We start from the raw sequence: 14,950 nt of genomic DNA, 5'->3' as shown, positions 1-14,950 counted from the left end.
ACCATCAAGAAGCATTCCTTGATTGTGAATACATAGAGTATAACGGGAATTATTGGGATAGGTTACACTTTCGAGTAAAAAAATCATGATTTTTTTTGTCCTGATGAAATCCGGTGTAAGTAACTCCAAGAAAGCGTGTCAAACGTCATTTTTCAAACTCCCTCCCCCCTTCGGGGTACTCCCTCTATAAACAGAGGGAGAGCTGGAATACTTCCTGTCTTCGGAAAGAGTCACCAGCTCCTCCTCTGTTTATAGAGGAGGTGGCAGCATAGCTGACGGAGGAGTTAAAAAATAACTTTTAAATCAACCTCCTTCAGAACAAACTTCCCGAAACACACAAAAAAAAGAGCGCCTCACGACGCTCTTTTTTATATGAAGATTTCAAATCTTACTTTTTCACGGCTTCTTTCACCTGATCGTTAGGAACCATTTGTTCCTTAAAAGTATAGGCACCGGTTTTTGGAGATTTCACCATTTTGATGATTTTTGCAAATCCCCTACCATCTGCTGTTTTAAGTGTTGCAACAACTTTCTTTGCCATAGCTTAATTATTTTATTTCTCTGTGTAAAGTTACTCTTCTCAGAATCGGGTTGTATTTACGCAACTCCATTCTCTCGGGGGTGTTCTTTCTGTTTTTGGTCGTGATATAACGAGACGTGCCCGGCATTCCGGATTCTTTGTGTTCCGTACACTCCAAAATCACCTGTATTCTGTTTCCTTTGCTCTTCTTTGCCATCTCTTCTTACTTTATACGTTCTTAATTAAACCATTGGCAGTAGCTTCCTTCAAACAAGCACTAATACCTTTCTTGTTGATCAGGCGCAATCCGGCTGCAGATACATTCAAACGGATCCATCTATCTTCTTCTGGCCAATAAAAATTCCTCTTAAACAGGTTGATCTCGAATGTTCTCTTCACTCTTCTTTTGGAGTGAGAAACATGGTTACCAACCATCGCTTTCTTTCCAGTTATTTGACAAATTCTTGACATCTCTCAATATTTTTATAAACGCTTTCCAAACAGGATGCAAATTACGCACTTTTTATTCAAACAATCAAATGTTTCGGTAAAAAAGTTTCAAGTTTTTTTTACCTCAATATAAAATATAATATCACGAGGAATATTGCCAAGGCAATAAATTCCCGGATCACTTTTTTCCTTCTCTCCGAACCCGCCTTTGTATCGGCCTTTCTCAAAATATCCAGCAACGCCCCGGTAGGACAAAAATAGTTACACCAAGGACGGGCAAAAAATACGGATAAGAGTAAAAATATGACAGCCAAAGCGATGACCCACCCCGTTGCAGCGGTCAATAAAAATGCCGGGAAGGGTTCCAACGATGCCAATTCCAACGGGATTCCCCACAACAACAGCGCAAGAATCACCATAAAATAGATCACGCGAGTATATTTAAATACATTCTTCCACACTCCCTTGGGGGCTATTTTTTTCTTACGAACTTTCCCTACCAATTCCTGCGCTGCCCCAAAAGGACATAGATACGCGCAATAATACCCCTTGTTCAAGAATAAGGGACAAGCCAAAGCCAGCACGGCAATCACGGGCAACAAAATACGAGCGCCCCAAGGTACCCCGTTCAACAACCAATTAAATAACAACTCTAATGAAACAAAGTACCCGGACCAGAAACCAAGAATCAACACGGAAGAAACCTGCAACACGTAACGCCAACGTTTCATCCGACTTCCCCAGAACATACTGGCTAACGCCAACAAAACCACGATTCCCCCCAAAGCGTGCTGTAACAATTTCATCCAATCCACGTCATAACCACCCCCGTCACGTTCCAGGTAAAACTCCAACGCTCTTTTCACACTCCCCCGGATGGCATCACTCGACATCGTGGCCCCACTCACGGCCTCCACGTTCAGTTGCTCGGCCTCCTCCAACGTCTTACCATCCCATGCCGAGAACAGATTCTTTTTCTCCAAACGCCTTAAAAACCCGGGCGACTCGCTATTATCTAACAGGGTAAGTCCTAAAATCACATCCTCCTCGGAAACAGCCAAAAACAAAGGTACATTCCCGGCATAACCGATCAGATCGTCCGCAATCGGGGTCGTAACAAGTAATCTACCAATCTCCTCCCCACCAGCTTTAACGGCATAATGTACTTCGTTCACTTTCTCTACGCTCGTACAAGTCGGAAAATATTTCTTCACCGCATCCAGCGGAACAACATTCGAAACTTCTGCTTTCACCTCTTGATACTTCGGGGTCTCGTTTGTCGTCTTGAAATTCAACGAAATCAGGTAAATGATAACACACAACAAAATTACCTTAGGTAACTTCGTGATAAAAGTTGCAACATTTTCTTGTATATTCATATCAATCTTATCCATTTTTGAAGGACACAAAAATAAGGAGAAATTCATTCATTTGTATATTCTATCTGACTTAATTATATTTGTCACATTCTAAAACCAAATAATAAAATTCAAAATGAAAAAAGTCACTTACTTAGTTTGTTGCGTAGGACTAGCGCTGCAATCCTGCCAATCAGGGCAAGTGAAGAATGAAAATCCATTTTTCAACACGTATGAAACCCCTCATGAGGTTCCCCCTTTCCACTTGATTAAAAATCAACATTATCTTCCTGCTTACGAGGAAGGGATGAAACAACACCAAGCGGAAATCGACGCGATCATCAACAATCCGGAGGCTCCTACATTTAAAAACACGATCGACGCTCTCGAAACTTCCGGCGAATTACTGAACAAAGTAGCCTCCGTGTTCGGCAATCAACAAGGTGCGAACACGAACGATTCGATCAAGGCCATCGCCAAAGAGATTACCCCGAAACTCACCGCTCACTGGGATGCGATCAATTTAAATGACAAACTTTTCGAGAGAATCAAAACGGTATATAATAATAAGGAGAAAGAAAATCTGACTCCGGAACAATTGACTGTACTCGACAAATATTACCAAGGTTTCGTTCGGGGTGGAGCCAACCTCTCTCCCGAGGACAAGGAAACATTCAAGAAGTTGAACAGCGAACTATCTATGCTCAGCCTGCAATTCGGTGAAAACTTGCTGAATGAGACCAATAATTTCAAACTGGTCATTGATAACGAGAAAGATTTATCCGGTCTTCCCGAAAACGTGATTGCCACAGCTGCTACCGCTGCCAAGAATGCCGGATTGGAAGGGAAATGGGTGTTTACCCTCCACAACCCAAGCATGATTCCGTTCCTGCAATATGCTGACAACCGTGATTTAAGAGAAAAGATCTACAAGGCTTACATCAACCGTTGCAATAACGACAACGAGTACGATAACAAAGAGATCATATCCAAGATCACTTCCCTGCGAGTACAAAAAGCCCAGTTGCTCGGTTATGATACCCATGCGGCATTCATTCTCGACAACAACATGGCCAAAACCCCGGAGAACGTGTACGACCTCTGTAACCAAATTTGGAATGCCGCTCTCCCGATCGCTAAAAAAGAAGCCAAAGAACTTCAAGACATGATTCGCAAGGAGGGTAAAAACTTCAAATTGCAGCCTTGGGACTGGCGCTATTATGCTGAAAAAGTAAAGAAAGCCAAATACGGGTTAGACGAAAATGAACTTCGTCAATACTTCCCGCTAGAAAATGTCAGAGAGGGAGCCTTCTACACGGCCAATAAATTATACGGTATCACGTTTACACAACGTACCGACCTACCCGTTCCCCATCCGGACGCTTTGGCATTCGAGGTGAAGGAAGCGAACGGAGATCACATCGGGATTCTATACATGGACTTCCACCCGAGAGAAAGCAAACGTTCAGGAGCATGGATGAATTCTTATCGCAAGCAATCCGCACTGGGTAAAAAAGTAACCCCGATCATCACGAACGTGTGCAACTTCACGAAACCCACGGGGGATGTTCCGGCATTATTGAGTTTTGACGAGGCACAAACCCTTTTCCATGAATTCGGTCATGCCCTTCACGGTTTATTGTCACAATGTACATATAATAAGGTATCAGGAACTTCTGTTCCTAGGGATTTCGTGGAACTCCCCTCTCAAATTATGGAAAACTGGGCCGCTGATCCCGAAGTATTGAAAGTTTACGCCCGTCATTACAAAACGGGAGAACCGATCCCGCAAGAGCTTATCGACAAACTGGAGAATAGCGGACATTTCAACCAAGGATTCGTCACGACCGAATTCATGGCAGCCGCTTTACTGGATATGGCTTACCACACGCGTAACACCACCGATCCCGTCAACCCGAGTGAATTCGAAAAAGCCACGTTAGAAAAAATCGGACTTATCCCGGAAATCACGGTACGCTATCGCAGTCCTTACTTCCAGCACATATTTGCCGGAGGCTATTCTTCCGGGTATTACGCTTACACGTGGGCCGAAGTACTGGATGCTGATGCTTTCGAGGCATTTAAAGAAACCGGAAACATCTTCAATCCCGAAAAAGCAAAAGCATTCCGGGAGAACATTCTTTCCAAAGGTGGCTCCGAAGATGCCATGACCCTTTACCAGAAATTCAGAGGTCAAGAGCCTTCTATTGATCCATTACTAAAGCGTAAAGGATTAAAATAAAAAAATTAGAGGATTGTGAATCACAATCCTCTAATTTTTTTATTTTTTCACGCAACCTTTTCAAAAATCCTGCATCTAATAAATAAATTCACACTAAGTAATAAAAACGGGTTTATTGCAAGAAAATGGATGCTCGAAGTAGTTCCAATTTTAGGGTTAGTAGTAAATAGTGAAAAAGCTGTCTCTCGTCAAGACAGCTTTTTTTGATTATATCTGCACCACTCGGCAATCCCACACTCTTCACACTTCGGCTTTCTTGCCACGCAAACATATCTTCCGTGCAATATCAACCAATGGTGAGCCGTGGACAGCCACTCGGCAGGAATATGCGCCACGAGTTGTTTTTCCGTTTCCAACGGGGTCTTGGCACCCGTTACCAGCCCGATACGGTCAGCTACCCGGAAAACGTGCGTGTCGACAGGCATAGCCGGACGCTTGAAAGCCACCGCTTCCATAACATTGGCCGTCTTCCGTCCTACCCCGGGTAACGTCTGTAATAACTCGAAATCATCCGGGACAATCCCATCAAAATCTTCCATCAGCTTTTTTGCCATCGCAGACAAATGCTTGGATTTATTATTCGGGTAAGAGATAGACTTGATCAACTCGAAAATCTCCTCCACGCTCGCTTTGGACATGGATGCTGCATCCGGGAATTGCTCGAACAAAGCGGGAGTCACCATATTCACCCGTTTGTCAGTACATTGAGCCGATAAAATCACCGCTACCAGCAACTGGAAGGGATCTCTATACTGTAATTCCGTGTCAGCTACCGGCATACGTTCCCGGAACCATGCCAGTACCTTATCATATCTTTCCTCTAATCGCATAATATTAATTTCTTTGCCTACAAAGATAAGAAAGCTGAAAATTAAAAGCCTCTATTTCACCTTAATTTTCTCCCTTTTTTAATTTTGAGCCGACAAGCCCGGCTACCAATTGCTCCGTCTGAAACCACAACTTCCGACAAGCCTCACCGTCAAGAACCGCTTTCGGTACCCTCACCTGACGTTTATTCCTAAAAAAGCCGCCCGATACATTCACGTACCGATCGGAAGTTGCCAAAAGTATAGCCGTCATCGCCCCTCGTTCCGGAGATTTAATAAACGGACGAAAAAAAACATCCGCCAAGGGATCGTACCATTTATGCATAGTAATCATTCCCGTGTTCACCACACCCGGATCAACCGCATTCACGGTAATCGCACGCCCCTGTACCCGCCTTGCCAGTTCAGCCGTAAACATCAGTATCGCCAATTTTGAATTGGGATAAGCCTTAAAGCGACGGTAATGTTCTGGGTCCAATTTAAAGAAGTGATCTCCAACCTCTCCCATCTTACAAGTAACCGATGATGTATTAATAATCCGGGTCTTCCCGGTTTTTCCCATATTCGGAAGTAACCAATTCGTCAACAACCAAGTCCCCACGTAATTCACCCCCACGGTCATCTCCAACCCGTCCTCGGTCGTCGTAAAATCCCGACACATGATCCCCGCGTTATTCACCAGCACGCTAACCTCCCGTCCGTTCAGCCCGTCAACAAAAGAACGGATGGAAGCAACCGACGCCAAATCCAACTGATGCAACTCCACCCGACCGTTTCCCGTCTCCCGCACAATTTCATCCCTCACTCCTGCCGCCCGTTCAACATTCCGACAAGCCATAATCACGGGGACCCCCATACCGGCCATCGCTCTCGTGATCGCCTTTCCCATGCCCCCATTGGCCCCAGTGATGATAAACAAACCCTTGTTCATTTTTGATTTAATGATTTATGATTTTAGATTAAACTCCCTCCCGGCTACGCCGTACTCCCTCTATAAACAGAGGGAGAGTTAAAAATACAATCTTAAAAATTGAAGAGTAACTAAACTCCTCCTCTGTTTATAGAGGAGGTGCCCAAAGGGCGGAGGAGTTCTCATTTTCAAGTTTCAATTGCTCTTTTCACCTTCCTCATCACCCACCTCACTACCCCGTAAGGCAGAAAGAACAGGAAACCGATAAAGAAATAATTAATTACCCCGGGAATCATTTGGGATCGGTGACGGAACATCCCGTTAATTGCACGATGTGCAAGCGTGTCAGGTTTCATCATCACGCCGATTCGCACGGCCAAACGCTGCAAATGAAGAGGTAAATTATATAAATCGGTAGCGATCGCTCCCGGGCAAACCGTGGTAACGTTCACCCCATAATCAAGCATCTCCAAACGAAAAGCCCGGGAAAAACTCTTCAAAAAACACTTCGTGGATGCGTACAACGAAATTCCCGGATAAGGGAACCAAGCCGACATCGAAGACATATTGAGGATATACCCTTTTCCCCGTTTTCTCATATCCTCCCCGAAATAACGACAAAGCAAAACCACCGTGTTCATGTGCAACATCAGCATGGTTCGCACGACACCCACGGAAAGATTCACGATATGTTCGAACCGAAAAATACCGGCATTATTCACCAGCACCTCCACTTGTAACCCTAATGCCACGCAGAAACCATGCAGATGTTCCGCTGCATCAGGTAGTGATAAATCCATATAAAGAGGCCACGTCTGTACCTCGTACGTTTGTGATAACTCCCCGGCACATCGCGTAAGGCGCTCTTCCTCGTTACTGACCATCACGACATCATATCCTCGGGAACACAACTCCCGGGCATACTCCAAGCCGATTCCCGAACTGGCTCCCGTGACAATGGCCACCGGATGAACACTAGGCTGATCAATTACTTCCATAAATCATATTTCAATTTTTCTTGGAAGCCGATTCCAACTCCTTCAATAACTTCTTGGGTAAATCCGGAATATGCTTATGACAGGCCATCTCCCTAGAATACATACGGGCGATACAGTAGTTCGCATGTTCACAAGCATTCCGGGCATTCTCTTCCCTCGCCATCCGGTTCACAAAATCCGGTTCATTCAACAAAGCACGAGCCATCGACACCCCGTCAAATCCGGCATCCAACACCATATCTATCTTTTCCCGGGAAACCAATCCCCCCACGTACACGAGAGGTAACTTCACCGCTTCCCGGAATTTCAATGCATCTTCGAAAAAATAAGCTTCTTTAAACGGTACCGTCGGAATCATCATATGCCCGGCAACCCGAACGCCTATCGGTAACCAGAATTGTTGCATATAATACGTCAGACTACGGATAGGCATGGCCCCCCTCATCACGTACATCGGGGCCCGACTGACAAAACCACCGCTCAAAATCAAGGCATGAACCCCTGTCTCTTCCAGAGCCTTGGCCACCTCGATACATTCCGGCACCTCCATCCCACCCCGAAATCCATCCCGGGTATTCATCTTCACCAACACGGCCATGTCATCCCCCGCCGCTTTCATCACTTCCGCCATAGCCATACGCATAAACCGCATCCGGTTCTCCAGCGATCCCCCGAACTCATCCTTCCGGTGATTCGTGTAAGGGGAAAGGAACTGACTGATCAGATACCCGTGTCCGGCATGAACCTCCACGGCATCAAACCCTGCCTCCCTAGCCATATTCACCGCTTGTCCGAATGCCTTTGCCATCTCCACGATCTCCTCTTTCTTCATTCCCCGCACCAATGTCGGCGAGTAAATATTAAAACCACTCGAAGCGGAAATGGGCGTGCAGCCACAAATCCCCTTGTGCGACATATTCCCGCAATGCCCAATCTGTATGGATGCAGCCGCACCCGTGGCGTGTATATCATCCGTGAGTTGTCGTAATGCAGGAAGAATCTCCGGCCTTAACCATAATTGGTGAGGAAACGATAAACCGCTACGAACAATAGCAGCGTAAGCGATCGTCGTCATCCCGATTCCCCCCCGGGCCACCGAAAGATGATAATCATGTAACATTTCCGAAGGAGCATTCCCCGGACACATACCCTCGAATGCCGCGGCCCGTATGGTTCGGTTACGTAAAGTCAGCGGCCCTATCGTTAATGGCGTGAATAACTTGGATTCTCGTGTCATATCATTTTTCTTAATATATAAAAGGAATCACTCGTTTCAGACGACGTTTTTTCACCTCGTCCCCGAACATCCCCAAATATTTGTGATAAATTGTATTAGCTCTCGGTACTAAATTAGCGAACGTCCAAATGGCAAAAACTGCCCCGGAAAGCGACCACGTGAGAATGGCAAAACCGACCCATTCTACAATCTCGCCAAAATAATTTGCTGAAGTCACGTAACGAAACATCCCGCCCTTGGGTAAATAATGCCCCGTGTCACCGGGACGCCGCAAATGACGAATAATATGGTCCGACTGTATATTCGTGAACATCCCGGCAAAGAACAATACCGTTCCGATAATAAACTGCGGGGACGTCAACCACTCCGGGGTATAAAGATCCGACGGGGCGAAATAGAAAATCCACCCTCCTTGCATACACGCGTTCAACACGTTAAACGTGATTCCCATCAACATGATTCCTATCGGCATTCTCCCCTTACCTTTCAGTAATAACGGGAAAATAAACGCACGCTGAAAATAATGTATCTCGAAAAAAATAAAGAAAATCAACGGCACCAACTCATACCCCCTATCCGAGAAATACCAGAAAAGTGCCATCGCGATAAAAACAGGAGCTTCCATCAGTACCCAGCCGATCCGGTTATCTATTGGTCGCCCCCACTTGGCATCGAAAAACATACCATAACCCGCTTTCACGAAGTACAGGGCTACAAAAACAATAACAGCAATTCCGGTCATCACGGCCAGAAAAATATGAAATGCATCCATCCTACAATTTTATTGATTACACGAATAATCAACAAATATCATGCCAACAAACAATAAATGTTAAGAACGATAGAAAAACTCAAATCCGATATAAAATACCTTTTCGTGGACGCTCACATATTCAGGTTCGGAAAACGAGGGTAATTCGGGAAAAGCAAAATCCCAAATAATGCCTCCCCTACTCCGCTCCTACCATAAATGCAAAATATTGTAATCAGATATTAGGTATTTATAAGTATATACCACCTGCTTTATAACATGGTCATAGTTATCTCGAATATAATATTCTCCCGATGAGTTAATTTGCAGATTCAGACTATTTTACTTTATCCCGCCATGCGGTCCCGGTAACCCGTCCCGGAAACGAATACTCACGTGCGTCCCGTCACAGAAAGGTTTGTTCGATGACGCCCCGCAACGACATAGTGTAACCCGGTTCCGAAGTTCGTACCTCACGCCCTCCGTGTCGTCAATCGGAATCCCGCCCCGTACGAACAAGGGACCGCTACAACGCTCCTGTGGGTCTTCCAACAGTACCAGCGATGGTTCCAGTTTATTTTCAATAAATTCCCCCTTATCCTTATCCCAAGCCTTCAAACGACCTGCCGGACAATAATTAGCCTCCCGAATTGTCAACTCCCTAGCCTCCGGATCATCGGACTCCTCCACGAGATTCCAAACCTTCCCGTAAGCATCACAAAAACGGGCAAAAGCACAATATTTCTCGTTATCCGTCAGTTCAAGCGTGGGCCCGTCAACCACATCGGCATCTTTCAATAAAGGAATATTATCGGCTGTCAGCGTGGGGTCCCAATTCGTGTTCAAGTGAGCCCCGTCGCAATACGGCTTATTGGCAGAAGCCCCGCAACGACATAAAGCCGTGGGTTCATCATTCATATCGTACTCAATCCCATCCCGGTATGACCATGAACTTCCCTCGTCATTCTGCACGATAAACTGTTGTTTTAAAAGCGGATGACCATACACCAAGTAAGGCCCTTTTCTATCAACTACAATGGAATACTTTTTATTGATTTCAGGTGTTCCCGGTTCTATCTCTCGTTCTTTCATAGTTAAATCAGATTAATTATTACGGTTAGATATACCTACAAAAAGTCTTTTTTGTTTCTTCCCGGACCAAATATTTTAGAAAAAGTTGCAGACTGGGAGGCAACATGAAATATGTACCTGCAACTCTTTCTGTTTTACTTCTTTATTCGGGTAAAGAAATAACGTTCCTCGTCCGAGAGATCTGCATTAAACGTGTACCCATCCCAGTTGAAAGCTTTCAACTCCTCGGGTTCCTCAACACGATTCATCACGATATATCTCGTCATCGTCCCCCGTGCAATCTTGGCATAAGTACGAACTGTTTCGTATTTACCATCCCGCCATTCCTGAAATTCCGGTGTAATCACTCTCACCTGTTTCCTCAACTCGTCCATTTTCAAGGCTCCCTGAATATCCATACTGGCCAGATTCACCATAATCCCTCCAACCTTACGCACATCTTCCAATAATGGAGTCGTCAGCTTCGGAACCCAATAATCGTACAGGTTCGCCCCATCCAACTTCACGGCAAACGCGATCCGGTAGGCTTGGATCAAATCCAACGGACGCACCAAACCATAAAGCGTTGAGATAATCCGGACACGATCTTGAGCATACTTCAAGTCCTCTAAAGAAAAAGAATTCGGATCAATAGCTTTGAATACACTTCCGTTATAAGCCAACAATGCCTGTTTTCGAGGATTCGAAAGCGATCCGAACCTCTGATAACGTTCGTAATTCTCCGCCGCCAGCTTAGGACTGATCTTTAACATCTTTTCTAACTGGGATTCGGAAAAGCGGCGCATTTGCTCCGCCAGATATTCCGCCTCTGCCGTGTACTCCGGAGTGGTACCCGGAAACTCCTGTTCCACCACGGACATATCCATGGTCTTGGCCGGTGATAAAATAACTAACATCGTTTATCTGAACTCTTCAACTTTATACCCCGCGTTCTCGAACGCCTTCTTCACCGAGTGCGTATCTCCGGTCTTCAACATAACCGTCAGCACCTTGTCCGGATGTTGCAAATCCACGCTCCATTCCGTCACGTCTCTCAAACTATTCAAAAACGGAGTGACTTTCGATACGCAGCCACTGCATTTCAACGTTGTCTTAAATCTGAACTTTTTTTCCATGTTGCTTTCTTTTATTGGTTTATATAATAGCTACAATTTTTTCCATTTAATTCTCAAACTATTAGTCACCACGGACACCGAACTGAAAGCCATCGCGGCAGCCGCAATCATCGGGTTGAGTAAAAAACCGTTGATCCCGTACAACACCCCTGCCGCTAAAGGAATACCAATTATATTATAAATAAACGCCCAGAACAAATTTTGTCGAATCGCCCGCACCGTCTGATGCGAAAGCGCAATAGCACGGGGAATCACGTTCAGATCGGAAGTAATCAAAGTCACCTTTGCCACGTCCATGGCAATATCCGACCCTTTTCCCATGGCAATACTCACGTCAGCCTGTGCCAACGCCTGCGAATCATTGATTCCGTCCCCCACCATGGCCACCACTTTCCCTTCGTGCTGCAAGGCCTCCACGAAATTAGCCTTCTCACCCGGCATCACTTCAGCCTTAAAATGACGAATGCCCACCTGATCTGCCACGGCACGAGCCGTCAAGGCATTATCCCCAGTCAGCATATAAACATCAATTCCTTTTTCATGCAGCGTCGTAACCGCCTGACGAGAACTCTCCTTGATCTTATCGGCAATAGCAACCAATGCCAGCACCCGACCCTCTCCGGCAAAAAAGACAACCGTTTTGCCGTCGCCTTCCCACCGGACAGCAAGCTTCTCGTTATCATCATCTAAAATAACATGACTCACTTCCAGCAAAGCCCGGTTCCCGACAAGATATACCTTATCCCCGACTTTTGCCGTCACCCCTTTACCGGTCTGATTCTCGAAATCCGAAACCGATATTTCATTCACAACCTTCTCTTTAAACTTCTGCACCACGGCATCTGCCAGCGGATGTTCCGAACGCCGTTCGATCTCCAAGAGGATGGATGGATAACGCTCGTCTTCCGACCCCGGAGTCCAGTGAATATCCGTCACGACAGGTTTTCCCTCCGTGATCGTCCCCGTTTTATCCAGCACGATCGCGTTCACCCGGTACATCAGCTCCAAGCTCTCGGCATCCTTGATCAGTATATTATGTTCCGCCCCTTTACCGATCCCGACCATGATCGCTGTCGGCGTCGCCAATCCCAGCGCACACGGGCAGGCAATAACCAACACCGTGATGGACGTCAGCAAAGCATGAGTGAAAGCAAGGTCTCCACCTATCAGCATCCACACGATAAACGTGATTACCGCAATCCCCATCACTACCGGAACAAAAATTCCGGCAATACGGTCCACCAGTTTCTGCACGGGAGCTTTACTTCCCTGTGCCTCCTGCACCATCCGGATAATATTGGCCAACACGGTTTCTCCCCCGACCTTATCGGCACGGAAACGGAAACTTCCCTTCTCGTTTATTGTCCCGGCATACACGGGTTGTCCTTTCACCTTCTCCACAGGTATCGACTCCCCGGTAATCATACTCTCGTCGACAAAAGAAGACCCTTCCGTCACTTCCCCATCCACCGGAATCTTTTCCCCCGGTTTCACGACCAAAACATCCCCTACCGTCACCTCGCGGATAGGCACCTCCTCTTCGCTGCCATCGGCAAGAATTTTAGTCACCGTTTTGGGTTGTAACCCCATCAATTTCTTTATCGCGGTCGAAGTACTGAACTTGGCCTTTGCCTCCAGCAAACGACCCAACAGAATCAAAGCAATGATCACCGCCGCGGCCTCGTAGTACACGTGAGCCTCCAATCCCCGACTCGTCCAGTATTCCGGCCAGATCGTGTTGAACAAACTGAACAAAAATGCCACTCCCGTACTGACGGCCACCAACGTGTCCATATTCGCACGTCCGTGTTTCAACTGCATATAGGCATGGACAAAAAAGTCCCGCCCGAAAAACGCCATCACCGGAATGGTAAAAGCCAGCATAATCCAATTACCATAGGGCATATGCATAAAAAACATACCAATCACGAACACGGGTATCGCCAAAACAATAGCCCCGATCGTCTTTCGTTTTAACGCGAGAAACTCTTCCCGCTGCAAACGATCCGCTTGATCCGTATCCTCCGTGTTTTCCACCACCAGTTCGTAACCAGCAGCCTCCACGGCCTTTTGAAGTTCCACAGGGGTAATCACCTGCGGATCATAATCCACTAAAACAGTTGAACCGGCAAAATTTACCTTTGCCTCGTAAACTCCCTCTTGAGCGCCGAGTGTTGTTTCCACATTCAAAGCGCAGACAGCACAACTCATGCCCAAAACTTGGAAAGTCTCTTTCGTATGAATTTCTTTTCCTGACATTTCACATTGTTTGAATATATGTTTACGGAATATCGTAACGTTTAGTTACAATCTTACCACTAACAACCCTTATTTGCATCAAATCCTATACCAGCAAGGTATTTTATTTTAACATTTTCACGAAAAATGATCACGCACATTGACAAATTAAGAGTATTTCACCTTCTCACTTACAAAAATAGCATTAAAATTACCTGCGCCATAATAACCCTCACGAACATCGTCAACGGGTAAACCGTCGCGTAAGCTACCGAAGGCGTGTCACTATCCACCGTGCTATTCACGTAATTCAATGCCATCGGGTTCGACATACTCCCGCACAACATCCCGGCCACCGAACCGAAATCAATCTTCATCCATTTAATGGATACGGCCGCTACAAGAATTACCGGAATCACCGTAATAGCAAATCCCAATCCAACCCACAACGCCCCTTCCGGACGGAACACGGTCTCGAAGAAATGAGTTCCCGCATCCAGTCCCAGACAAGCCAGATACATGGAAAGCCCCAGCGCCCGTAACATCAGATTGGCACTGATTGTCGTGTAAGTCACCATGTGAATCCGGGGACCGAAAGCCCCCACGAGAATCCCCATTACAATTGGTCCCCCGGCCAATCCCAACTTTACCGGAAAACTGATACCCGGAATCGTCAAAGGAATTGATCCCAGCAACAACCCCAATACCATCCCGATAAAAACGGCCACCAGATTCGGCTCGTCCAAATCCTTCACGGCATTCCCCACCACGTTCTCCACCTTTGCGATGGCCGATTCCTCCCCCACCACCGTCAACCGATCACCCAACTGCAAGGTCAAATCCGGCGTGGGCAACAACACGATACCCGCCCGATAAATGCGGGTTATATTTATCCCGTATTGATTTCTCAACCGCAACGCTCCTAACCGCTTCCCGTTAATCTCCGGCCGGGTAATCACGATCCGGTGGGACACCAATTGACTATCAATAGCATCCCAGTCTATATCTTCCTTATTCCAATCCCTCGTATCCCGTTTCCCGATCAACATCGTCAGCGCCTCCACGTCCCCTTCCGTCGTGATCATCAACAAACAATCCCCCTCTCTCACCACGGTATCGGACGCCGGGATAATCACCTTCTCATCCCGCCACAACCGGGAAACCACAAACTTCTTCGACGATTGCCGGGCGATCTCTTGGATGGTCTTACCG

At 46.3% G+C, this 14,950-nt stretch carries 15 protein-coding genes; 1 reads left to right on the top strand and 14 read right to left on the bottom strand.

Annotated elements, in window-relative coordinates:
• Positions 1 to 388: 388 nt before the first annotated feature.
• The 4 genes from AB5542_RS15560 to AB5542_RS15545 all read right to left on the bottom strand — a co-directional run bounded on the left by AB5542_RS15560 (position 389) and on the right by AB5542_RS15545 (position 2,349).
• Positions 389 to 541 (bottom strand): DUF4295 domain-containing protein, encoded by a 153-nt coding sequence (locus tag AB5542_RS15560; protein WP_072025905.1) that lies wholly within the window; start codon positions 539 to 541, stop codon positions 389 to 391.
• A 7-nt stretch (positions 542 to 548) separates the two neighbouring features.
• The gene (rpmG, locus tag AB5542_RS15555) at positions 549 to 737 is read right to left on the bottom strand and encodes a 50S ribosomal protein L33 (RefSeq protein ID WP_027202636.1); all 189 of its coding nucleotides are present in this window, start codon (positions 735 to 737) and stop codon (positions 549 to 551) included.
• Between the two features lie 11 nt (positions 738 to 748).
• On the bottom strand, positions 749 to 991 hold the full coding sequence (gene rpmB / locus AB5542_RS15550; protein WP_027202637.1) for a 50S ribosomal protein L28: 243 nt from the start codon (positions 989 to 991) through the stop codon (positions 749 to 751).
• Positions 992 to 1,089: 98 nt separating this feature from the next.
• Positions 1,090 to 2,349 (bottom strand): 4Fe-4S binding protein, encoded by a 1,260-nt coding sequence (locus AB5542_RS15545; RefSeq protein ID WP_279039879.1) that lies wholly within the window; start codon positions 2,347 to 2,349, stop codon positions 1,090 to 1,092.
• Positions 2,350 to 2,464: 115 nt separating this feature from the next.
• On the opposite strand from AB5542_RS15545, the gene AB5542_RS15540 reads away from it, so the two are divergent.
• Positions 2,465 to 4,570, top strand: coding sequence for a M3 family metallopeptidase (locus tag AB5542_RS15540; RefSeq protein ID WP_279039878.1), 2,106 nt, complete (start codon positions 2,465 to 2,467; stop codon positions 4,568 to 4,570).
• Between the two features lie 188 nt (positions 4,571 to 4,758).
• On the opposite strand, the gene nth is transcribed toward AB5542_RS15540, so the two are convergent.
• The 10 genes from nth to AB5542_RS15490 form a co-directional block, all read right to left on the bottom strand.
• Positions 4,759 to 5,400 (bottom strand): endonuclease III, encoded by a 642-nt coding sequence (gene nth, locus AB5542_RS15535; RefSeq protein ID WP_279039876.1) that lies wholly within the window; start codon positions 5,398 to 5,400, stop codon positions 4,759 to 4,761.
• A gap of 61 nt (positions 5,401 to 5,461) precedes the next feature.
• On the bottom strand, positions 5,462 to 6,328 hold the full coding sequence (locus tag AB5542_RS15530; protein ID WP_279039875.1) for an SDR family oxidoreductase: 867 nt from the start codon (positions 6,326 to 6,328) through the stop codon (positions 5,462 to 5,464).
• A gap of 167 nt (positions 6,329 to 6,495) precedes the next feature.
• Positions 6,496 to 7,305 carry an SDR family NAD(P)-dependent oxidoreductase gene (locus AB5542_RS15525; protein ID WP_279039874.1) on the bottom strand — a complete coding sequence of 270 codons (810 nt, stop codon included), beginning with the start codon at positions 7,303 to 7,305 and terminating at the stop codon, positions 6,496 to 6,498.
• 10 nt (positions 7,306 to 7,315) lie between these two features.
• The gene (locus tag AB5542_RS15520; protein WP_087420022.1) at positions 7,316 to 8,542 is read right to left on the bottom strand and encodes an NADH:flavin oxidoreductase; all 1,227 of its coding nucleotides are present in this window, start codon (positions 8,540 to 8,542) and stop codon (positions 7,316 to 7,318) included.
• Positions 8,543 to 8,552: 10 nt separating this feature from the next.
• A complete protein-coding gene (locus AB5542_RS15515) occupies positions 8,553 to 9,314 on the bottom strand; it encodes a DUF1295 domain-containing protein (RefSeq protein WP_279039872.1) in 762 nt (253 codons plus the stop codon).
• A 321-nt stretch (positions 9,315 to 9,635) separates the two neighbouring features.
• The gene (locus tag AB5542_RS15510; RefSeq protein WP_118302713.1) at positions 9,636 to 10,385 is read right to left on the bottom strand and encodes a CDGSH iron-sulfur domain-containing protein; all 750 of its coding nucleotides are present in this window, start codon (positions 10,383 to 10,385) and stop codon (positions 9,636 to 9,638) included.
• 134 nt (positions 10,386 to 10,519) lie between these two features.
• Positions 10,520 to 11,281: a YaaA family protein gene (locus AB5542_RS15505; protein WP_270542401.1), complete on the bottom strand. Its 762-nt coding sequence runs from the start codon at positions 11,279 to 11,281 to the stop codon at positions 10,520 to 10,522.
• Between the two features lie 3 nt (positions 11,282 to 11,284).
• A complete protein-coding gene (locus tag AB5542_RS15500) occupies positions 11,285 to 11,500 on the bottom strand; it encodes a heavy-metal-associated domain-containing protein (RefSeq protein WP_027202647.1) in 216 nt (71 codons plus the stop codon).
• Positions 11,501 to 11,530: 30 nt separating this feature from the next.
• A complete protein-coding gene (locus AB5542_RS15495; protein WP_279039870.1) occupies positions 11,531 to 13,759 on the bottom strand; it encodes a heavy metal translocating P-type ATPase in 2,229 nt (742 codons plus the stop codon).
• A 170-nt stretch (positions 13,760 to 13,929) separates the two neighbouring features.
• A partial coding sequence (locus tag AB5542_RS15490; RefSeq protein ID WP_368243184.1) for a TrkA C-terminal domain-containing protein occupies positions 13,930 to 14,950 on the bottom strand: 1,021 nt, incomplete at its 5' end.

The sequence above is a fragment of the Butyricimonas sp. RTP31003st1_G1_RTP31003_210430 genome (assembly GCF_040920905.1).
GTDB lineage: Bacteria > Bacteroidota > Bacteroidia > Bacteroidales > Marinifilaceae > Butyricimonas > Butyricimonas paravirosa.
Note: the sequence above shows the minus strand (reverse complement) of the source record. Positions and strands in the feature narration are given on the sequence as shown.